A 22,528-nucleotide genomic window follows, 5' to 3' on the forward strand; every position below is an offset into this window, starting at 1 on the left:
TGGCTAGTCCTCAAACTCGCAAAAGACTTGGCCATTTTCATCGATACATAGAGATATACTGGTCAATGGTTCTTTTCTAGCCAGTGCTAGCAGTATTTGGGATGAAAATGCAGGTTTTAGTTGTCCATTAATAATGGCATCAATATTTCTCGCACCGGTTTCAGTTAATGTACAACTTTGAGCAATGTGTTGAATGATTGCTTCGTCATAATGAAGAGTGATTTGTTGCAATGACAGCTGTTCGGTTAATTGTTTAAGGCGAATATCTACAAGGGCTTCCATACTTTCCATATCAAGAGGGAAGAATGGGACAACGGTCATTCGTCCGACTAAGGCTGGTTTAAAGTACTGATTTAACGTTGGACGGATGGCTTTAGTTAATGCATCTGTTGTCGGTTTTTCTTCTTGATTACAAAGGGCTTCAATTTGATCAGAGGCTAAGTTTGAGGTCATGATTATTAGCGTTTGTTTGAAGTTGATTTCTCTTCCTTCACCATCATTAGCTACGCCTTTATCAAAAATTTGATAGAAAAGGTTCATGATTTCAGGGTCTGCTTTTTCGACTTCATCAAGTAATACAACTGAATAAGGGCGTTGACGAACGGCTTCAGTTAACACACCGCCTTCACCATATCCAACGTAGCCAGGAGGCGAACCAATTAGGCGAGATACGGTGTGTTTTTCTTGAAACTCTGACATATTGATAGTGGTAAGAAATTGTTCGCCGCCATACATTAAATCGGCAATGGCTTGAGCGGTTTGAGTTTTTCCTACACCACTTGGACCAACAAAAAGAAATACACCAGTTGGAGAATTAGGGTTGTTTAATCCTGCTGCAGTGGCTTGGATTGCTTTTTCTAAGGCGATGACGGCTTGATCTTGGCCTTTGATTTGTTCTTTTAGCTTTGATTTTATCGTAAGTACTTGAGTCGCTTGTCCACGTTGTAATGTACTCATTGGAATTCCGGTCCAATGGGATACTACCTCAGCAACCAAAGATGGGCAGGTTTCGTAATTGACTAAAGAGTGTGTGTGTTGTGCATCCGATAGCGCTTGATGTATCTCTTGCTGGTTGCAAATTAATCGATGCTTTTCTTCTTCATCATCACATAGTGCAATGTCAATTCGAGAAGTTAGCAGTGCTTCGGCTAATTCTTTTTGTGTTTGCCATTCTTGCTCTAACTGTTCAGCTTCAAGGTGGGTTTGAGACAGCTTTTCTTTCAATTGAGTAATGGTGTTTTCTTCAATATTAATTCCTGCTTGTTGATCTCTTAATACACAATCAAGCTCACGTTGAGTAATAGCGATAATATGTAATAACGTTTCTAATGACTCAGGCTTGGCTTTTAAATTGATCTTCACACGTGCACAAGCTGTATCAAGAAGATCGATGGCTTTATCTGGTAGTTGACGACCGCTAATGTAACGTGCAGATAATTCAGCAGCGGCAATAATGGCATCATCTCTTACATAAACACCGTGGCTTTCTTCATAACGCTCTGCAAGACCTCGTAAAATTGTTACAGCTTGACTAACATTTGGTTCGTCTACTTTTACCGGTTGGAAACGTCGTGCAAGTGCAGGATCTTTTTCTATGTATTTTTTATATTCAGACCACGTTGTTGCACCTATTGTACGTAATTCACCTCGAGCAAGAGCTGGTTTTAGAAGATTGGCTGCATCATTGCTACCTGCTTGTCCACCAGCACCAATTAGAGTATGTGCTTCATCAATAAATAAGATAATAGGTGTCGGACTTTCTTGAACTGCTGTGATAACCAAATTTAAGCGACGTTCAAATTCACCTTTAATACTTGCACCTGCTTGAAGTAACCCAAGATCCAAAGAGAGAAGGGCGACATTTTCAAGCATATCGGGTACTTCTCCTTGAGCTATTTTTATTGCTAAACCTTCTACTAATGCAGTTTTGCCAACCCCCGCTTCGCCAACAATCATTGGGTTATTTTTACGGCGACGGGCTAAAATATCGATCATTTGACGAATTTCAGAATCTCGGCATAAAACAGGATCAATTTTATTATCTTTCGCCAATTGTGTGTAATTGGTCGTGTATGCATCGAGTGCATTTTGATGTTCAGCAGAGGATTGAGAATCTTGATTCGCGCAGCTGACTAAGCCTTCAACCTGTTGTTTTAATGAAGCGATAGGAATGACACTGAGTTCACGGTAATAGGGGGTATGCCCATATTTATTTGGATGGGAAAGGAGAGTCAGCAGTAAGTTCGCTGCTAATACTTCAGAAAGCTGCATCTCTAGCATGGAGAAAAGATAACTTTCTTGAAGCCATTCAATTAACGCAGTTGATAAAACGGGGTGATTACTTTCAGATGAGGTGCTTTTTCTTCCGTGTTGTAGCGCTTCAATTAAAACATCAGTAGATACATTGTATTGCTGACAAGCTTTATTCCAAAAACTTTGTGGATTATTCAGTGCCGCAAGAATAAAGTCTTCACATAACACTTCATTACCGCCACGAGTGACGCATAATTGTGCACCTTGCTCTAACGCAAGATGTGACTCTTTATCTAATGTTTTAATTAATTGAGGTAGTTCTACGTTAATCATAATGTTTTCCCTGAAAGTGTAATACGTCCTTCATTTGGGTTTGAACCTAGCCAACTCGTCCAACCTAAGCAGCATTCATTATCGACTGATAAGGTTAATGGACGGGGTTCATCTTTTTTTAAATGAAGTTGAATATCAAAATCGAGTGGATCTTTAACGGTAAATTGCACTAATTGATTGAGTGCGATCCAATTTGGTTTATCGGTTAAAAAAGAGTGGAAGTGATCCCACGTTAATTCTTTTATATGTATACGAAATTTATTTGCTCTATCTGGTGCACTACTGCCCAAAACAGAGGTACTAGAAAGTACGGCATTGTTCTGCCCTAATTCACAGAGTTGTTGTGTTGGTATTGAGCAATGACGAAGAATGCACTCTTCAATATGTATCGCTGAATGCTGGAAGTAATATCGTAATAGCGCTTCGATTGTATTTGCTGATCTTACCCTTTGGCTTAGTAAACCAAGGTAAGGAAATAAGCGAGACCAGTTAATTGAGTCATCATCACGCAGTTCAGGATTTTTTAATCCAAGTAATGCAAAGATATATTGTGAAAACGGATCATTGGCGCCTTCTCTAAACGCTGCGTTATAACGGTATTTTTGCCAAACACTACGAATTAAACGATGTAATCTGTGATGGAAAATATCAAGAAATGACTTTAGAACGTTATTTTCATCTTGGAGTAAATAATCATTATAAAAAGCAGGTAAGGGCGATGAAGCACCAATTAATGACAGCATATTTAACGTCATAATGACTTTTGGTAGCCCATCATCATGAGTGATTACTTTAATACTTTGAATCTCACGAGGAGCGAAACCTTGAGAAGGGTTCGCTACAAATTGAATGCGATCATAGGCCTGATCAAGATCCCACTCATCATGATTGGTTTTTAAGTGATGACATACATGATCCAATGCCTTCATCAAAGATAAATGTCCAATATGTTCAATGGTTATTCCTAATTGAATAGGAATTTGATTTGATGTTATCGAGACTAAATTAGAGGTTGTTGCCCCATTCGTGGTAGCCATGAATAGTCTCCTCCATCAGTGCTTGTAACGTGCAATTGGTTGAATGAATTCATACTGGTATAAAGCGATAAAAATTCATTAATTACAGTGGAAAATAAATATAGCTCGCCTTCACATAAAAAGTGCTTCGTGTTGAGATGAAGTTGTGTATTCATTGCTCGTACAGGAGCACCTTCATATAACATATCGCAAGGTTTGGTCGATATATTTACGATGCCATCGATCAGTCTTTTATGTTTTTTTCCTTTTGCATCATCTTGTTGGCCAGCAAAATCATAAGCAAGCAAAATGCGTTTAAACGCTTCTGGCTTGGTTAATGAAAGATAATTAAGTGACATATTTGATATGAGTGACCAAAGACCATCTTTATCAATGGGTGGGGTGTAGCAAGGCGTTACTGTTCTGATATTGGTAAATGTTGCTGAACCAGTTGTTTGATCTGTTGTTTCTGTAATAGAGTTTACAGATAAACGCTGAGCTAATGCCCCATTACATGCAGTAACGGCAATAGAAACCGTCACGCTATTGGTAAAGGTGTGTTGAGAACGAAACGATAGATACGTATCAAAGTGCCCACTGACAATGTTCTTTTCTTGGCGGATACTGTAATAGTTTGAGCGATTTTTATTTTCATTATGTTCAAATGATTCAAAGTGGTAAAAATCGATACGACCTTTTTGTCCTGGGTTCCAACCGTGTACTTCTTTGACAGATAAAATGGTACTGCTATCGTCATTTAAAGAAACCGGTGTGATCTTATAATGATCTTTTCTGTGGTTAAGTAAGAGTGGTTGAGTATCACTTTTAAATGAATTAACGATTGGGGTACAAAATAGCTCTGGTTGAACACGATTAGCGTAAAAAGGCTGTTGTGTGATGTTATCTAACGTGAATTTTAAATCGACATATTTACACCCTTGACTAAACTGAGCTGGCCAAACTGGTAACTCAGTTAAGTCAATGTAGTAATATTTTTCTGGGTAACAAAAAAATTCTTGAATGTGTCGGTAGCCTTCAAATGTATTGAGAGGGTAATCAAAAATAGCTTCATTGGTTTTAAAGCCAACAGGTTTAATGCTATGGATTGGAAACGTTGAGCGATTGATTTGTTCTAACTCTTTATCCAAAGCGCAAAACTCAGCTTGAGTGGTGGAAGAGCAAAGTGCCATAATGAGAGACAAGCAACTGGCTTTGTCACCATTAAAATGAACACGTAACTGTTTCATATTTAACGATGCTAGATCGATTCCTGAAGGTAATTCCAATCGTAGTTGATAAATGCCACCATGCCCATTTGCTGTAAAAGACGATGAATGAAGAGATACAGGGTAAATATCAACATCAAAACACGTTTTAAACTTACATTGAACGCCATCAATAGGTTGGCTAAGCACTTCCGTACCACGCTTAATTATTGATGCTTGGGTTGCTTCACTTGCTGGTGTAAATTGCAGAGTACTCATTGCCGGAATTGCTTGAACATAATTAGGCCATAATAGACGCATTAATGAATGGGTTAATTCAGGTAATTGGTTATCTAAGCGTTGATGTAAACGACCAACTAAAAAAGCGAATCCTTCGAATAATCGCTCAATATCCGGATCTAATCCTTCTTGCCCTAAATAAGGCGCTAGAGCCGGATTTTCTCTCGAAAACGACTTTCCTAATTCGCGTAGTGCCGCTAATTCAGATTGATAGTAATGATTAAAACTCATGCTGCACCTTGTGTAATATTGGTTTCAGCGTTGCGGTTAGCGGCTTGAGCATGAGCGGTAAATGAAATAGCGGTATTTTTCCCATTAATGATGACATCACCACTGACATCAAAATAGAGACGTAAAGGGTTATAGATATCACCTAAATAGCGGACTTGAGGATTAATGATTCTCGTTTCATAGCGAGCGATAACACGTTCAACCTCGCGTTTAATATGAAGGATGGCATCATGCGGACTCATGTGAGACATATTAAGATCTGGCAAGCCTAAATCAGGACAGATCAATGCAGCCCCTTGTCTTGTTGAAAGTAACTGACTGACGTGTGAGCGAATTGATTCTGTCATATGCTGTGCCGTGACAGATTGATTGCTTTGTGTTGTACCACTTAATAGTCGTTCAAATAATCGTTGGTTCGACATATTTCACTCTTTATTCCATTAACACCCTGTGAAATACCCTGTGTTTATTGTCAATAATTAGACTTTTACTAAACACAGGGTGAAAGGGATTACTCTTGATCCAATTTACCAACTAACGACAAAGTAAAATCAGAACCCATGTATTTGAAGTGTGGGCGAACTGATAGGTTTACTTTGTACCAACCTGGATTGCCTTCAACGTCCATTACTTCGATATTGGCTGCACGAAGTGGACGACGGCTACGAACTTCTGCTGGTGGATTTTCTTGATCAGCAATGTATTGACGAATCCAAGTGTTTAACTCTTGTTCTAAGTCTGTACGTTCTTTCCAGCTACCGATTTGTTCACGCTGTAGCACTTTAATGTAATGTGCAAGACGGCTAATAATGAACAAGTAAGGGAGTTGCGTGCCCAAACGGAAATTTAACTCAGCGTTTTTACCTTCTTCGGTATTGCCAAAAAACTTCGCTTTTTGAACGGAATTGGCAGAGAAGAAAGCCGCATTATCTGAGCCCTTACGCATAGTGAGAGCAATAAAGCCTTCCTCTGCTAATTCATACTCTCTGCGGTCAGAAACAAGAACTTCTGTTGGGATTTTAGTTTCAATATCTCCCATACTTTCAAAGTGGTGGAGGGGTAGATCTTCCACTGCACCACCTGATTGAGGACCAATAATATTTGGACACCAACGGAAATTAGCAAAACTTTCAGTGATACGAGTTGCCATTGTAAAAGCGGTATTTCCCCATAAATAATCTTCGTGAGTAGCAGAAACATTTTCATGGTAATTGAACGCTTTTACAGGGTTTTCTTCTGGGTCATAAGGCTGACGTAATAAGAATCTAGGTAATGTTAAGCCTACATATCTTGAGTCTTCTTGCTCACGGAAGCTTTGCCATTTTGCATATTGAGGACTTTCAAAATGATCATTAAGATCTTTTAGATCAGGTAATCCCTCAAATGATTCTAAGCCAAAGAATTTAGGACCAGCGGCTGAAATAAATGGTGCATGAGACATCGCTGCTACAGAAGCCAGGTTTTGAAGGTTTTTAATATCAGGCGCAGAAGGACCAAAGTCATAATTACCAATAATAGCACCAACAGGTTGGCCACCAAATGTACCAAACTCGTTAGTGTAGACATGCTTGTAGAGTCCTGATTGAGTAATTTCTGAAGCATCTTCGAAGTCCTCTAACAAGTCAGTTTTAGATACATTAATTACTTCGATTTTAATATTTTCACGAAAATCGGTGCGATCAACGAGTAATTTTAATCCACGCCAAGCTGATTCAAGTTGTTGAAAAGAAGAGTGGTGAAGAATTTCGTCAACTTGCTTACTTAAGCGTTGATCAATCTCTGTGATCATTTTATCAATCAGTGCTTTTTTGACTGGCTCTTCTTGATTCTGAGGTTTTAATAACTCTTCAATAAAAGCGCTGACACCACGTTTAGCAATACCGTATGTTTCATCTTCTGGAGTTAAATTAGTTTGAGCTACGATTTGATCAAGAAGTCCAACAGTAACTTGATTATCTAGCTCTTGTGCTGTGCTTGTATCTGACATGTCTTATTCCTTTTCTGTCACTAGACCTAATTCACTTAGTAGTTTTTCACGAGCTTCATCATCAACAAGGGCATCTTCAATTGCTTTGCGAAATGCAGGAACATTGCCTAACGGGCCTTTTAAAGAAACAAGCGCTTCACGTAAATCCATTAAGCCTTTTAGTTCAGGTACTTGCTCAACAATGCTTGAAGGATCAAAATCATTGATATGTTTAAAACTTAGATCGACTGCTATTTCCTCATTTCCTTCGCCATCATCTTGAAGTTGGTTTTTCACACCAAAAGAGATGTTTAAGTTTTGTTTTTCAATAACGTCATTGAAATTGCTTTTATCAACATTAAATGGTTTTCGATCTTCAAGTTTTCGATCATCTTCTTGCTGAGTAAAGTCACCAAGAACCATCATTTTCAGTGGAAGTTCAAGATCTTCTGCAGCGTCACCGCTTACTGGTTTGAATGTCACATTTACACGTTCTTTTGGTGCAACAGATCCATCTTTTGACATGGGGTCTCCTTGGGTTTAATTAAGAACTCGTATTGGGTTTAAACAGCAGAGTCTTTCACGTATGTGTGTCAGCAACTGACTGTCTTGGTCTTTTTTAGATAATTTGTTATGGCATTGAAGCCACAGTTCAAGTAAACGTTCTTCCAGAATAGGGTCCCAATGAGCGAGTACGGATTGGGAATATTGCTTATCAAGCCATGAGAAAAGTGAATTAGCTAAATCGTATTTACTGGATTGAAATAGCAGTTTTGCTTGAGTAAATTGCCAAAAAAAGGCTTCTCTATCGGAACGTGATTGGTGATGACCGCGAATAAGAGGTTGCATCACTTCGTTTAAACTGTGCTGCTGTAACAATGTGAGAGCTTCTTGGAAGGCATCTTCCCAGTCACTACTATTTTGTGATTCATCGAAATGATTTACTGGGGCAGTAGCAGCATGAGTTGAAATCGAACACTGCTGTTGTATCCAAGCCTTTGTTGATTCACTAGCAAACTCAGTTCCATCATCGAATTTAAGATCCGTGATGCTTGGTGTTTTGTTGATTAATAAAGACAGCTGATCAGTGATGTTTTGTGCTGCATCATGATGATTAAGTGCGGTTAGACTTTCCCAAACCATGAAATGACCATCGATCCAAAATGGTGATTTAGAAAGGCTCTCTTCCATTTCTATAATTAATGTAGAGTGATTTAATTCTGCTTTTAATTGTTGAAAATATTGTATTCTGGCCTGAGGAACAGGCTTTAACATAGTTACATTATCGTCATTACTTGCTGGCAATTGAGATATGGTTAACCAGGTTAAAGTCCGGTTTAATTGATACACTTTTTCGTCACTAAGTTTCTGAGATAACCAATATTTTGAGAGTGTTCTCGCTACATCTTGTAAGTGACGAAATGCTTTATTTGCATCTCTATCGTTTGTGATGTCATCTTGAGAAAATGAGATAGTTGATGTTGTTGATGGAGCTTGTGTTGGTGCAGATGGTATAGATTGTGCTGTTACTATCTCATTATTTTCGGTTTCTGATTTTAAACGTTTTTTAAGTTTTTTGATTAATGAAATAACAGAAGATAAATTATCTGTATTATTTTCAAAAATAGACTCAATTGAATCATCTAATACTGATAATTGTGTAATTAATATATCTGCATCATTTATATTGTCTATATTATCGATAATAGATTTTGTGGTATCTGTAATTATATTAATGATTTGATTAATAGAGGAATATAGACTTCTTTTTCTTCTTGGGTAAATATCGTCTTTGAATTTAATGATGAAATCATTAATAACACGGATTAACTCATTATGATCAATAGCAAGATTTCTCTTAGTTATAGATAAGCACAACCAGTAAAGTAACCTATAATCCTTACTAGTTTCATTTAGTAAATTCAATGAGTTATCATGCACGGCAGACCAGTCCGTCTTGCTTGTAGCAAACAGATTCGTTGATTTTTTTATTTCTTCTTCAATTAATTCAAACTCAGGCTCATAAGTTAAATCTGTGCCTAAGCGATCCTTATCTGATATATCAGAAAGGATTGAGTCGTAAGAAAACATATTTACCCTAGCTAAATGATGTTGTTCAAGTCAGATTGTATTGATTTAATTATTATTAAAATTATTTTTATATAGAAATAGTAAATGGAAGAATTTAATTAAGAAAGGGGAATAATTTGCGATGAAAATTAATTGAGAAATAGATCTAAATTTTATGAAACTAAATTAAGAGAACTATTTCTCATGATTTACAAATAAAGCAGGTGTCTTATTTTTGATGCATTATTTATTCTTGAAGTCGGAGAGCACAATCTCTAATGCTTTGATTGCTGTTTCTTTGTCTACTTCGTTGCTTTCAAGAAGATAGATTAAATCTACTGCTAATTTGATTTCATCCGGTGCGTTATCTAGAGGGTTAGGAGTCTCTGTTTGAACTTCAACTTCGGTTTCAATTTGCGGTATTTGCGGATTATTTTGGGGGTTAGTCATGTTGCTCTCGATAAGTAATTTGTTGTTCTAATCGGATCATTGCTTCTTTACAGCGTTGTAAGCGTTTTTCTGTTGCTAGCAGTTTTTGTTGTAGATCTTGCTGCTGAGAGAATGAATGACATTGATTAATTGCCAGTTCTTGATCATTTACCATTTGTGCTAAACGGCGTTCCCACTCTTGGTGTTGAGCTAGGTCTTGATACATATCACTAATGGGTTTTTTATAGCTTCCCTTCGGACGAGGTTCGTTAGAGCGTATACGTTGAGTTGCTACTTCTCTTTGTATCGCTTCAATTTGAGCAACCAACATTTGCGTTAAATATTCAGCTCTTTGTGTAGTAAGAATATTTGCTTTTTCTTCTCGCTGAATCGATCCAAGCGTTGCTTTTGCTTCATTTATACAGGGCACAAGATAGCGGCTTCTGCATCCAAATAGACGTTCATCAAATAAAGGAAGTCGCTGTTCCCCTCGACGTCGGTCAATTTCAGCCGCCGTTTTACCTAGTTGTTCTAGCATGATTTCGATAGAGGTAAAATTAGTCATAATTGTTCCGTTAGAACCAAGCGTCTAAAGCGAGTTTAACAGCCAAGATACAAACCACAGTTACAAACACTGGTCGAATAAACTTAGAGCCAAAACGAATAGCTGAGTGTGCACCAATAAATGCACCGACCATTAAGCAGGCGCCCATAGTTAAACCTAGTGCCCAGTTAATATGGCCAAGAATTGCAAAGGTAACCAGTGAAGTAAAGTTACTGGTGAAATTCATAGCTTTTGCTAAACCTGATGCTAATAAGATGTTTAGACGATACATCGCCATGCTGCTCACCGTCCAAAACGCACCCGTTCCAGGACCTGCAACACCATCATAAAATCCTAAAGATAAGACTTGAATAATCTGCTGAGTCTTTAGTTTAGGTGTGATATCAGGTAATTGATTTTGATCTGCCTTTGGTTGTGGATGCCAAATAGTATAAATTGCAGCAGCTAAAATAATTAAAGGTAATCCTTTTTCAAGCCATTCCGTTGAAATATAGTTAACCAGCAAAGTTCCACATGTTGCGCCAAATAACGTTGCGACAAAAGAGGCTTTCCAAAAATGAGGGTCAAACAACTTCTTTTTAAAGTAGGTGAGTGCAGCCGTAGATGAAGCAAAACTTGCGGCTAACTTATTTGTACCTAAAGCTATGTGTGGGGGAAGCCCTATTGAGAGTAGAGCAGGAACGGTTAACATCCCTCCTCCGCCTGCAACAGCATCAATAAATCCAGCAATAAAAGCAACTAACCCTAGGATGATGAGGGTTGATGGTTCGAGAAATTCCATATCAATTCTTAATTATTAATAGCTATAGTAAGCTCGCATCTGCGAATGATTTAAGTAATAACGAGATATTACTCTATTAGTCTTTTAAAAGGAGGTAAGGCATCCAAAAGAGCTTTACCATAACGCTTAGTTATTACACGGCGATCAAGAAGCACAACTCTACCAGAATCCTCCTCTTTACGCAGTAGTCGACCTACCGATTGAATTAATTTTTTACTCGCTTCTGGAACACTGATCTGTATAAATGGGTTACCACCACGACTCTCAATATATTCAGAATGTGCCTCTTCAACTGGAGAGGTTGGAACTCCAAATGGAATCTTAGTAATAATTAGATTTGTAAGTAGGTTTCCAGGCAAATCTAATCCTTCAGAAAAGCTTCCTGTTCCAAATAAGATGCTGATTTTATTCTCCTCACAAAGCATTTTATGTTTTTTTAGAATTTCTTGTCTTGATTCCTGTCCTTGAATAAGTAGGTTCCACCCGTGTTTTTTTACGATCTTTTCTATACCTTCAGCAACTTTGTTCATTTGCCAGTAAGATGAGAATAAAACTAAGCTTGAAGATTGATCGGCAAGATAAAAGGGGAGTTCTTCTATTAATAAATCTGTAAAACCAGGCGCTGACGGTTCCATTGGTAGCTTAGGGATGACTAATTGAGCATTCTCTTGGTAATTAAATGGTGAAGCTAAGGATAAGAAGCGTACGCCATCCTCAGGCTTTTCTGATATACCTGCTTGTTTACAAAAAAACGAATAGCTATTTAATGCTCTCATTGTTGCTGAAACGACAACCGCCCCAGCGGCTCGACTCCACAAATTTTGGTCAAGTTGCCAACCTACCTCTAGAGGAGATACGTTAATGAAGGTATCGCCGTCTCTGTCTTGACTCTTTTCTAGCCATCTAGCAAGTGGTGCTCCTTTATCACTATTGGGTTTTGCCATTAAAAACCAAACTTGAGCTAAATTTTCTAATCTTTGTAAGTAAAAGCCTATTTCAGCTAATGCTGGCTCTGCCATTCTCGGTGCTAATTCGCCATCTTTCATGCGTTCAGAGATTAAGTCACTAATTTTCGCTAGTGCTTGGTTGGCTTTAGTTGAGACTTCTTTTAATTCTTTGGATTGCTCTGCTAACCAGTTTGGTATTTCACCATGTTCAAAACGATAAATTCCATCATTATTGAATAATGTTGGATCAAATTGCTTACTTAACTGATTAAGCGTAGGAATTAATTCCTGAATATGTTCATGAAGAGAGTTTTGAAATCGATTAACTCTTTTTTGATCTGCAAGATTACAGAATTTACTAACCGATTTGTTTAATGACTCTAACCACGAGGCTGAACCTTTTAAACTTGCTGCAGCAGATGAGTGTTCTCGCGCAACATTTGGCAGATGGTGAGCTTCATCAAAAATATATATGGTTTGTTCTGGTTCAGACAAAACAACACCACCGCCTAAATCGATGTCAGCCATAACTAAACTGTGATTTGCAATAACCACATCCGCTTTATCTAAGTGTTCACGAGCTTTTTGAAACGGACATTCACGGTGCATTGGTAAGCCGTTATGACAGCTGTACTTATCTGAAACAATGCTTTGCCAGATAGAAGAGGGAATTGTTGTTGGCCAACTATCTATATCACCGTCCCATTTACCTTCAGCTAATGCTTTGTACATTCTCTTTAGTAAATCTAACTCTTTCTTTTTTGGTTTTTCAGTAAACAAAGCAACTTGCTTGTCGTCTTCATTGTTTGATTCTGTTAGTAGAGACAACTTATGACTACAACAATACCGCTGACGACCTTTTGCAATAATAAAAGAAAAAGGCAATGGCGATATACGGCGATAGAAAGGTAAGTCTTTATGAGCAAGCTGTTCTTGAAGTGCAACAGTTGCGGTTGAGATAACCACTTTTTTGTTATTTAACTTTGCATATGGAATTGCGCTTAGTAGATAAGCAAGAGATTTACCAATGCCTGTTCCTGCTTCTGCAACAATCATGCGATTAGAATCACTATATTCACCTGCAAGTGATTTAGCGATTTCTGCTACTAAATAGTTCTGAGCACGGCGAGGTATAAAACCTGGAAGTTGATCTTGTAGTGTTTTGTAGCTTTGGCGAATGCTATCAGTAACCGATTTATTCAGCATGAGAAGGCTCAATTAAATTTAAAGAACCATTGTAGCACGCAAGTTTGAGTGTGATCTTCTGCAAATAATGGAATTCAATGTATTTAAATTGAGATGAATATCACGAAAGTGAGAATGTGGTAATGCTTTAATCTAAATGTTAAAATTTAGGTTTTATGTAAGTTCGATTTTAACCTGATTATTAGTGAATAATTTTAATGAATTAATTTTTTCTTGTGATATTTAGCTTTAAATTCTTTTATAGGTGAAAATAAATATTTATAATCAAACTTGTTTTTATCGTTTTTTTCAAAATAACAACTTCACTCACATTGTTAACTGGTTGTAATTTATGGCTTTATGTATTTTTATATGTTTATTTAGATCGTTTGACATGTGAATTTAGTTTTTGCAAAGTAGCAATCGAATTCAGAAGTACTGATTAATCACACGGTTAGATGTGTTATCGATAGTGAATAAATTATATAAAAACAGGGAACCGGAAATCGGATTTCCAACTTTCTAAGAAAAGGCAGTGGAATATTATGAAAAAGACTCTAGTAGCGTTATCAGTTTTAGCAGCAGGTTCAGCTCAAGCTGGTATTGAGTTATACAATCAGAATGATGTTACGGTTAATATGGGTGGTGACATTGAAGTTGTATATAAGCAAGGTAAAGCTGAAGACGCTGAATTAACTCAAGAAATTCAAGATGCTGATGTTAGCTTTGATGTACGTTATGCAATTAACGATGAACTACAGTTTGGTGGTTTTTGGCAAATAAATGATGTTGCTATGGATAAAGATGGCGAGAATGCTGGTGATGTATATGTAGCTCTTTATTCAGACACGGTTGGTTCTTTTAAAGTTGGTCGTTTGTGTACCGTTCTTGATGATGCTGGTATTGGTTCGGATTACCAGTTTGGTATTACTACATTCTTCCAAGGTGAAGATATGTATTGTGCAGATGAAGTTATTCGTTGGGATATTGATAAAGAAAACTTTTATGCAGCAGCTGCTATCGCACAAGATAAGAATGGTAACACTGGTCTAAATAATGATTCTACGTATTTTGATGGTAAAATTGGTTACCGTGTAGCTGATTTTGACTTTACAGCTCTTGTTGGTTTAGGGGAGGTTGGGGGTGATCTACCTACTAGCACTAAACATGATGAGACATTATGGTCTGCACAGGTTCGTTATAATGGCATTGATAATCTTGGTTTAGCAGCAGCTTATTATTCGATGGATAACGATACAGATACTACAAATACAATGGCTCTGGCTGCGACTTACCAACTTGATCTTCTTGCTCTAGCTGCTGGTTACAGTCTATCTAGTCATGATGATGATGCTATTGATGACCTTAATACATGGTATGTAAATGCAGGTTATACAGTTGCACCAAATACAACAGCATATGTAGAAGTTGGTGGTGATGATGCTGACAAGACTCAAACAGGTTTCGCTATCGGTGTTAAAGCTGCATTCTAATCTTAACTAATTAAGATATACTTTTAACCACCCTTTAATAGGGTGGTTTTTTTTTAAGGATGAAATATTTGGAGTTAACAATGAAATTTAAATTAACGCTTTTAAGTTTAATGTTCGTATCTTCCGTTCAAGCCGCGACTTTAACTCCCAAAAAAGGAGTGGAAATCTTATTTGTAAATGGAATTAAAACAGAAGAAAAGCGTGAAACTATCGAAGTTGAAGCTATTCCTACTCAATTACTGTTGCGTTATAACCAACAATTGGGCAAAGGTAGTTCTAAGAAAGTTTTTGATTCCGCACCATTCGTCGTGACATTAGATGTTCCTGAATCTGATTTAGTTATTCAGGGGCCAAAAGTTTATAGCTATGAGCAAGCAAAGAAACAATTTAAGTCTCAACCTAAATGGATTATTTCAGATTCACAAGATAATCCGATTGTTTATAAGCAAGAGACGTTGAAACCAGCTGAAGGGTTTATGCCTTATTATGATTTAGAGTCAATGCTTCAAAAATATAATAAAGAAAAAGGCATTGCTTTAGGAGGCGAAAATACTCTGATGGCTAACGCGCAAATGATAGGTAATGAAAATAAATCCACAAATAATGAGGTTTCAAATCTTGAACAACTGCAAGGTTGGTATTTAAAAGCAACAAAGGAAGAGCGTAAAGCATTCCAGAAATGGGTGATAGATCACAATTAATTTTTTAGGCTTCTTCATTTTTTATTAGTTTATGGCTTGTGAATATAAAAAAAATGAAACTAATTTCCCCTTCAAATCTACCTACTTAAATATCAAATTCTATTTATTAACATTAAACGGTAACGCTCTCTTGCGTTGCTGTTTTTATTTATTTTTATCTTTTTGTGTTTTCTATTTCAATTGCTTATGTGATCTTGTGGTTTTTTTGTCCTTTTTGGTGTTTATCTAAATTTATATTTTTCGGTGTGATCTGTATCAAGTATTAAGATGTGCTTATGTAAGTCGCTGTATTGTGTGTGTTTATCATTTTTTACTTTCCTTGACTTTCTTCGTTGACATGGTGAGAAATCTTTAGCAAAGTACTCTCCAGAAATCGAGATGCTAACAAGTTGCACACATAAGATGCTTCTGTAGCAATCCAGATATAAAAAGGGAACCGGAAATCGGATTTCCAAATCTTTCTAAGAAAAGGCAGTGGACTTAATTATGAAAAAGACTCTTTTAGCGCTTGCTATCGCAAGTATCTCAGCTTCAGCATTTGCTGTTGATACAAGCAGCCAAAACAGCCGTAACGAAGACATGTTTGCATTTGACCCAATGCACAAAGACCAATTCTCTGTTTCTGGTTCTGTTGGTGTAGGTGGTTACTACGACACTGGTTCTAAAGCATTTTACGATGACTGGGCTACTGGTCTAACACTAGCGGTTAACTACCGTAACAACCGTATCGTAGGTTACTTTGAAACTGACCTAATGATGAACTATGCAACTAAGCACGATGTAGCTTCAGATGTTGGTACAGCTAAATGGGTTAATGGTATCGAATCTGGTCCAATTGCTAACGTTGATAAAGCATGGTTAGGTTTCGATACTGGTTTCGGTATCGCATCTTTTGCATGGGCTAATGATACTGCTCTTGATGCAATCGATGGTGCTGGCGATAACACTTATGAGTTTGGTGCTTCTGCTGGTGATGCATCTGATGGTTTTAACGTAGTTAAATTCCAAGGTTCAACAAGTGGCTTCGCATACGGTGTGTCTTACTTTGAAACTGACGAAAGCCATAAAGCTTCTGATACAGGTGTGAATGGTTACATTGGTATCGAGCAAGAAATCTTCAACGTATACGCTGGTTACGAAACTCGTGATTCTGATTATGACGTATACACTGTAACTGGTAACGTACAGTTAGGTGCTGTAAAGTTAGGTGCTAACTTCTGGATTGAAGAGACTGATAACGGTTCTAACCTAACTGATAAAACAAATACAGGTTATTACGTATCTGGTGGTTATGCTGCATCTGAAGACCTAACTCTTGCAGCTGGTTATGCTGGTAACACAGAAGAGATTGGTAAAACTGATACAGATTACTCTTACGTAAACGTTGCAGCTATGTACACACTAGCTAAAAACATGGACATGGGTATCGATATTAAGCAAGAACTTGATAGTGGTGAGCGTGATGAAGAAACTCACGTATTCGCAGCTGCATACTACTACTTCTAATCTCTTGATTTAAAGTATTCGATTAAGCCAGTCTTGATGACTGGCTTTTTTTTGCCTGTAAAAAGCTTGTGAAAAATTAAATAAAATTTTCTTTAAAATAATTCATCTTTTTTGTTGAAATAAAACCACAGTTTGATAATGTGTTTACAAGGTTAAAAACAAATACAGTTTGTTACTAAAGGTTTATATTTATGCGTATTCAAGGTCTGAACATTCATCACCACCATCATCCTGATTAGTCTTTCGGGAGGATACGTATTATCCGGAAGGCAATTTGAATTTCCTTCCGATGAATAAAAATTCTAACCCTCGGAAGGTAAAACTTCTGAGGGTTTTTTCGTTTTAATAACAAATTAAAATTAGATTATTCATTGATTTATAAGAGTTTAAAATTAACCGATTGCATTGTTTGATTTAGAAAACGATTTAATTGGTATCACATTTTTACAAGGAAGAAATTATGTCATCACAACGATTACGCATTGCGATTCAGAAGAAGGGTCGCCTATCTAAAGAGTGCCAAGAATTATTTAAACGCTGCGGCATGAAATTTAACATTTCGGGTGAACGTTTGGTGGTTCATTCTGAAAATATGCCGATTGATCTACTGTTAGTTCGTGATGATGACATCCCAAGTCTAATTATGGACGGGGTAGTTGATTTAGGTGTGATAGGTGAAAATGAATTAGAAGAAGTTCGTTTAGAACGTAAAGCATTAGGTGAACCTTCTTCTTTTACAACTTTACGTCGTTTGGATTTCGGTGGTTGTCGCTTATCTATTGCGATTGACAAAGATGAAGTATACAAGGGTCCACAAGACTTAGCCGGAAAACGTATCGCAACAACCTACCCACAATTACTTAAAAGTTTTATGGATGAGCAAGGTATTCCGTTTTCAACCTGTATTTTAAATGGCTCTGTAGAAGTAGCCCCACGTGCAGGTCTTGCGGATGCGATTGCTGATTTAGTATCGACAGGAGCGACACTTGAAGCGAATGGTCTTAAAGAAGCTGAAGTAATTTTTCGATCAAAAGCGACATTAATTCAACGTGAAGGTGAATTTGATGCAGATAAAGCAGCATTGATTAATAAGTTATTAACTCGTATGCAAGGCTGTATTCAAGCAAAAGAATCAAAATATATTATGTTACACGCACCAACAGATAAGCTTGATGCAATTAAAGATTTGCTTCCGGGAGCGGAAGATCCAACGGTTTTACCTCTGTCACGTGATGGGGCAAAGGTTGCGGTTCATTTAGTAAGCACAGAAAATCTATTCTGGGAAACAATGGAACAGTTAAAAGCACTAGGTGCGAGTTCTATTCTAGTATTGCCAATTGAGAAAATGATGGAGTAGCCATTATGAAAACGTTAGTTTGGCAATCATTGAGTGATTCACAGCAAGATACGGTTTTACAGCGTCCCGCAATTACTGAAGGTGCGAATATTACCGCAGCAGTAACCAGTGTTATTAATACTGTAAAACAAGAGGGTGATGTCGGTATATTAGCCTTAACTGAAAAGTTTGATGGTGTGAAACCTGATTCGATTCGTGTATCTAAATCAGAAATTGATGCGGCAAGTGATCGTTTGTCTGAAGAAATGAAAACAGCACTTAAACAAGCTTACAGTAACATTTCTAAATTTCACCAAGCACAAAAACCACAACGAGTTAAAGTTGAAACACAGCCAGGTGTTGTATGTGAGCAAATCACTATGCCAGTAAATAAAGTGGGGCTGTATATTCCTGGCGGAAGCGCTCCGTTACCATCGACTGTATTAATGCTTGGTGTTCCTGCGCAAATTGCAGGTTGTCACAAAGTTGTTCTTTGTTCACCGCCTCCAATTGCTGATGAAATTTTGTATGTAGCGAAGCTGTGTAAGATTGATGAAGTTTATAATATCGGTGGTGCTCAAGCGGTAGCTGCAATGGCGTATGGTACAGAATCGGTTTCTAAAGTAGATAAGATCTTTGGGCCAGGTAATGCTTATGTAACTGAAGCAAAACGTCAAGTTTCGAATGATTTTCGTGGTGCAGCAATTGATATGCCTGCAGGGCCATCTGAAGTTTTAGTGATTGCTGATGAGAGCGCAGATCCAGACTTTATTGCAGCGGATCTTCTTAGCCAAGCAGAGCATGGTCCTGATTCACAAGTAGTGTTAGTCACTCCATCGCCAATCATTGCAGATCAAGTCGCTGATGCGGTTGAGAAACAATTGAAAGAATTGACTCGTGCTGACATTGCTCGCCAAGCTTTAGGTTCAAGTTTATTGATCGTTGCAGATTCTCTTACTCAGTGTGTTTCAATTTCAAACTTTTATGGGCCTGAACACCTTATTGTTCAAACTAAGAATCCGCGAGAGTTACTGCCTCTTCTAGATAATGCGGGTTCAATTTTCTTAGGGGATTACTCACCTGAATCGGCAGGGGATTATGCATCAGGAACTAATCACGTATTGCCGACTTATGGGTACACACGAACTTATTCTAGTTTAGGATTAGCAGATTTCTCTAAACGAATGACTGTGCAAGAATTAACGGCTGATGGTTTAAAAGGTTTGGCTCCAACGGTTGTCACAATGGCTGAAGCGGAAGGGCTTGATGCTCATAAAAGAGCCGTAACGATTCGAATTGAAAAGCTCGCTCAGTTAGAAGTTAATAAACAAGAAGTGAATCAGTAGGAATTCATTATGGAAAAGTTAGCTAGAAAACAAGTACAAGCATTAACACCTTATCTTTCTGCTCGTCGAATCGGTGGCTCAGGAGATGTATGGTTGAATGCCAATGAATCTCCATTTGATAACGAATATAAGTTTAATTTTGCTCGTCTTAATCGCTATAGCGAATGTCAACCGCCAGAATTAATTAATGCTTATGCGGCTTATGCAGAGGTAAAGCCTGAGCAGGTTTTAACTTCTCGCGGAGCAGATGAAGGTATTGAATTACTGGTTCGTGCTTTTTGTGAACCGAACCAAGATGCAATTTTATATTGCCCGCCAACTTATGGTATGTACTCCATTAGTGCAGAAACAATCGGTGTGGAAACAAAGACGGTACCACTTACATCAGATTGGCAATTAGATCTTCCAGCAATAGAAGCAAATTTAAATGATGTAAAAGTGGTGTTTGTTTGTAGTCCAAATAACCCAACGGGCAACATCGTGAATCGCAAAGACATTCTTTCATTATTAGAAATGACAAAAGATCGAGCCATTGTTGTAATGGATGAGGCTTACATCGATTTTTGTATGGAGAAATCGACAGTTGATTTACTGGCTGACTACCCGCACCTTGCGATTTTACGTACTTTATCTAAAGCGTTTGCATTAGCTGGACTTCGTTGTGGTTTTACTCTCGCGAACGAAGAGTTAATCAACGTATTACTGAAAGTAATTGCACCATACCCAGTACCTGTTCCTGTAGCTGAGATTGCAACTCAGGCCTTATCAGAAGCTGGTCTAGCTCGTATGAAATACCAAATGCTTGATCTCAGTGCTAATCGCGCTTATTTACAAGCAGGATTAATGGTCTTGCCGGGTGTTACCGTTTATGAAGGTTGGGGTAACTACCTGTTAGTGAAGTTTACTAATGGTGACGCGGTATTTAAAGCTGCGTGGGATCACGGCATTATTTTACGTAACTCACCAATTGAAAATTGCGTACGCATTAGTGTTGGTAATCGCGAAGAATGCGAAAAAACATTGGGCTTTATTCGTAATCAATTATTGTGATGTTATCCCCAAGCTTAGGAATAAGGTTTGGGGTTTATCAAGAACAAAACAAGAAAAAATGAAAAGGACGTTCCTGTGAGCAAACAACAAAAGATTTTATTTATTGACCGTGATGGCACCTTAATTGTTGAGCCGCCGGTGGATTTCCAAGTAGACCGTTTAGATAAGCTAAAGTTTGAGCCTTTGGTTATTCCTTCTCTACTTTCTCTTCAAGATGCCGGTTACCGTTTAGTGATGGTGACAAACCAAGACGGTTTAGGTACAGATAGCTACCCTCAAGATGAGTTTGATGCGCCACATAATATGATGATGGAGTTTTTTGAATCTCAAGGGGTGAAGTTTGATGATGTTCTTATCTGTCCACACTTTGAAGAAGATAATTGCTCATGTCGTAAACCAAAGTTAGGTATGGTTAAAGAATATCTTCAAGGTGGAAAAGTCGATTTTCAACACTCAGTTGTGATTGGTGATCGCCAAACGGATCTTCAATTAGCTGAAAACATGGCGATCCGTGGTATTCAGTATCATCCTGAAACGATGAACTGGCCTGCGATCTTAAAAGATCTGACCGTAAATGCGCGTACTGCAGAAGTAATACGCACAACCAAAGAAACGGACATTAAAGTGTTTGTTAATTTGGATGAGCAAGGTGGTAATGAGATCACTACTGGTCTTGGTTTCTTTGATCACATGCTTGATCAGATTGCTACACATGGCGGTTTCCAAATGAAGATCAATGTAGAGGGCGACTTACACATTGATGATCACCACACCATTGAAGATACCGCTCTTGCATTGGGAGAAGCGTTAAAAGAGGCGTTAGGTGACAAGCGTGGTATTGGTCGTTTTGGATTCAGCTTGCCAATGGATGAGTGTTTAGCACAATGTGCGCTTGATTTATCTGGTCGTCCATATCTGAAGTTTGATGCTGAATTTAGCCGTGAGCAGGTAGGAGATTTATCAACCGAAATGGTAGTTCACTTCTTCCGCTCATTAACGGATACCCTTGCATGTACCTTGCACCTTTCTTCATCGGGCCATAATGATCACCACATTATTGAAAGCTTATTTAAAGCGTTTGGTCGTACGTTACGCCAAGCGATTAAAGTGGAAGGTAATGAACTGCCAAGCTCAAAAGGCGTATTGTAGGAGTGGCTATGACAAATCAGAACGTCGTTATTATTGATACAGGTTGTTCTAATGTTTCATCAGTGAGATTTGCGATTGAGCGTCTGGGTTATGAGGTTACGATAAGCCGAGATCCTCAAGTGGTTTTGGCTGCTGATAAGCTGTTTTTACCGGGTGTTGGCACTGCAAGTGAAGCGATGAAGAACTTGGCTGAACGTGATCTCATTGAGTTGGTTAAACAAGTAGAAAAGCCATTATTGGGTATCTGTTTAGGTATGCAGTTGCTGGGTAAACTTTCTGAAGAGAAAGGTCAAAAAGCCGATCAAATTGTGGATTGTTTAGGTTTGTGTGAAGGTGAAGTTCGTAAGCTTCAAACCGGTGATTTACCACTGCCTCACATGGGGTGGAATACCATTAAACCTGTTGAAGGTAACCCGTTGTTTAAAGACATTCCAGAGAACAGTTATTTCTACTTTGTACACAGCTTTGGTATGCAAGTAGGCGATTATACAATTGCTTCTTGTGATTACGGACAACCGTTCACCGCAGCACTGCAAGCAGGTAATTACTACGGTGTTCAGTTTCACCCAGAGCGCTCAAGTAAAGTCGGTTCAAAGCTGATTCAGAACTTTTTGGAGCTATAAGGGCAGGGACGAAGTGCGAGCTCGCTTCGCTTCGAGGTTTTAG

19 protein-coding genes and 1 other annotated feature are annotated in these 22,528 nt (G+C 38.0%); of the genes, 8 read left to right on the plus strand and 11 right to left on the minus strand.

All coding sequences use genetic code 11. The features are described 5' to 3' along the window. Positions 1-3 precede the first annotated feature (3 nt). The 11 genes from tssH to dinG form a co-directional block, all read right to left on the minus strand. Complete coding sequence (gene tssH, locus AVFI_RS05205; protein WP_054775604.1) at positions 4-2,586, minus strand: type VI secretion system ATPase TssH; 2,583 nt, start codon at positions 2,584-2,586, stop codon at positions 4-6. After that, positions 2,583-3,623, minus strand: a complete 1,041-nt coding sequence (tssG, locus tag AVFI_RS05210; RefSeq protein ID WP_155661715.1) for a type VI secretion system baseplate subunit TssG — start codon at positions 3,621-3,623, stop codon at positions 2,583-2,585. Before tssG ends, tssH begins: the two co-directional genes overlap by 4 nt. Continuing rightward, positions 3,587-5,338: a type VI secretion system baseplate subunit TssF gene (tssF, locus tag AVFI_RS05215; RefSeq protein WP_155661714.1), complete on the minus strand. Its 1,752-nt coding sequence runs from the start codon at positions 5,336-5,338 to the stop codon at positions 3,587-3,589. The genes tssG and tssF overlap by 37 nt, the downstream gene beginning before the upstream one ends. Then, positions 5,335-5,760 (minus strand): type VI secretion system baseplate subunit TssE, encoded by a 426-nt coding sequence (gene tssE / locus AVFI_RS05220; protein ID WP_017019098.1) that lies wholly within the window; start codon positions 5,758-5,760, stop codon positions 5,335-5,337. Before tssE ends, tssF begins: the two co-directional genes overlap by 4 nt. 89 nt (positions 5,761-5,849) lie before the next feature. Further along, the gene (gene tssC, locus AVFI_RS05225) at positions 5,850-7,325 is read right to left on the minus strand and encodes a type VI secretion system contractile sheath large subunit (protein WP_011261636.1); all 1,476 of its coding nucleotides are present in this window, start codon (positions 7,323-7,325) and stop codon (positions 5,850-5,852) included. A 3-nt stretch (positions 7,326-7,328) separates the two neighbouring features. Further along, positions 7,329-7,829 carry a type VI secretion system contractile sheath small subunit gene (tssB, locus tag AVFI_RS05230; RefSeq protein ID WP_005418723.1) on the minus strand — a complete coding sequence of 167 codons (501 nt, stop codon included), beginning with the start codon at positions 7,827-7,829 and terminating at the stop codon, positions 7,329-7,331. Between the two features lie 15 nt (positions 7,830-7,844). Next, a complete protein-coding gene (gene tssA / locus AVFI_RS05235; RefSeq protein WP_188863262.1) occupies positions 7,845-9,395 on the minus strand; it encodes a type VI secretion system protein TssA in 1,551 nt (516 codons plus the stop codon). A 222-nt stretch (positions 9,396-9,617) separates the two neighbouring features. Continuing rightward, positions 9,618-9,788 (minus strand): pleiotropic regulatory protein RsmS, encoded by a 171-nt coding sequence (gene rsmS / locus AVFI_RS05240; protein ID WP_371967915.1) that lies wholly within the window; start codon positions 9,786-9,788, stop codon positions 9,618-9,620. Positions 9,789-9,816: 28 nt separating this feature from the next. Next, the gene (locus tag AVFI_RS05245; protein ID WP_005418729.1) at positions 9,817-10,368 is read right to left on the minus strand and encodes a primosomal replication protein; all 552 of its coding nucleotides are present in this window, start codon (positions 10,366-10,368) and stop codon (positions 9,817-9,819) included. Between the two features lie 10 nt (positions 10,369-10,378). Continuing rightward, the gene (locus AVFI_RS05250; RefSeq protein ID WP_188863261.1) at positions 10,379-11,149 is read right to left on the minus strand and encodes a TSUP family transporter; all 771 of its coding nucleotides are present in this window, start codon (positions 11,147-11,149) and stop codon (positions 10,379-10,381) included. A gap of 68 nt (positions 11,150-11,217) precedes the next feature. Continuing rightward, positions 11,218-13,302 carry an ATP-dependent DNA helicase DinG gene (gene dinG, locus AVFI_RS05255; protein ID WP_188863260.1) on the minus strand — a complete coding sequence of 695 codons (2,085 nt, stop codon included), beginning with the start codon at positions 13,300-13,302 and terminating at the stop codon, positions 11,218-11,220. A 524-nt stretch (positions 13,303-13,826) separates the two neighbouring features. Here dinG and AVFI_RS05260 point away from each other — a divergent pair. The 8 genes from AVFI_RS05260 to hisH all read left to right on the plus strand — a co-directional run bounded on the left by AVFI_RS05260 (position 13,827) and on the right by hisH (position 22,485). Further along, positions 13,827-14,774, plus strand: a complete 948-nt coding sequence (locus AVFI_RS05260; protein WP_005418733.1) for a porin — start codon at positions 13,827-13,829, stop codon at positions 14,772-14,774. 80 nt (positions 14,775-14,854) lie between these two features. After that, positions 14,855-15,475, plus strand: coding sequence for a YccT family protein (locus AVFI_RS05265; protein WP_188863259.1), 621 nt, complete (start codon positions 14,855-14,857; stop codon positions 15,473-15,475). A gap of 486 nt (positions 15,476-15,961) precedes the next feature. Continuing rightward, positions 15,962-16,981, plus strand: coding sequence for a porin (locus tag AVFI_RS05270; protein ID WP_054775606.1), 1,020 nt, complete (start codon positions 15,962-15,964; stop codon positions 16,979-16,981). Positions 16,982-17,195: 214 nt separating this feature from the next. Then, positions 17,196-17,318, plus strand: a sequence feature (His leader region). A gap of 123 nt (positions 17,319-17,441) precedes the next feature. Next, positions 17,442-18,338, plus strand: coding sequence for an ATP phosphoribosyltransferase (hisG, locus tag AVFI_RS05275; protein WP_017019089.1), 897 nt, complete (start codon positions 17,442-17,444; stop codon positions 18,336-18,338). Positions 18,339-18,343: 5 nt separating this feature from the next. Next, positions 18,344-19,663: a histidinol dehydrogenase gene (hisD, locus tag AVFI_RS05280; protein WP_017019088.1), complete on the plus strand. Its 1,320-nt coding sequence runs from the start codon at positions 18,344-18,346 to the stop codon at positions 19,661-19,663. Positions 19,664-19,672: 9 nt separating this feature from the next. After that, positions 19,673-20,713, plus strand: a complete 1,041-nt coding sequence (gene hisC / locus AVFI_RS05285; protein ID WP_188863258.1) for a histidinol-phosphate transaminase — start codon at positions 19,673-19,675, stop codon at positions 20,711-20,713. Between the two features lie 75 nt (positions 20,714-20,788). Further along, a complete protein-coding gene (gene hisB, locus AVFI_RS05290; protein WP_054775611.1) occupies positions 20,789-21,862 on the plus strand; it encodes a bifunctional histidinol-phosphatase/imidazoleglycerol-phosphate dehydratase HisB in 1,074 nt (357 codons plus the stop codon). An 8-nt stretch (positions 21,863-21,870) separates the two neighbouring features. Beyond that, positions 21,871-22,485, plus strand: a complete 615-nt coding sequence (gene hisH, locus AVFI_RS05295) for an imidazole glycerol phosphate synthase subunit HisH (protein ID WP_063651374.1) — start codon at positions 21,871-21,873, stop codon at positions 22,483-22,485. The last annotated feature ends 43 nt before the right edge of the window (positions 22,486-22,528 follow it).

It is taken from the genome of Aliivibrio fischeri ATCC 7744 = JCM 18803 = DSM 507 (genome assembly GCF_023983475.1).
Classification (GTDB): Bacteria; Pseudomonadota; Gammaproteobacteria; order Enterobacterales; family Vibrionaceae; genus Aliivibrio; species Aliivibrio fischeri.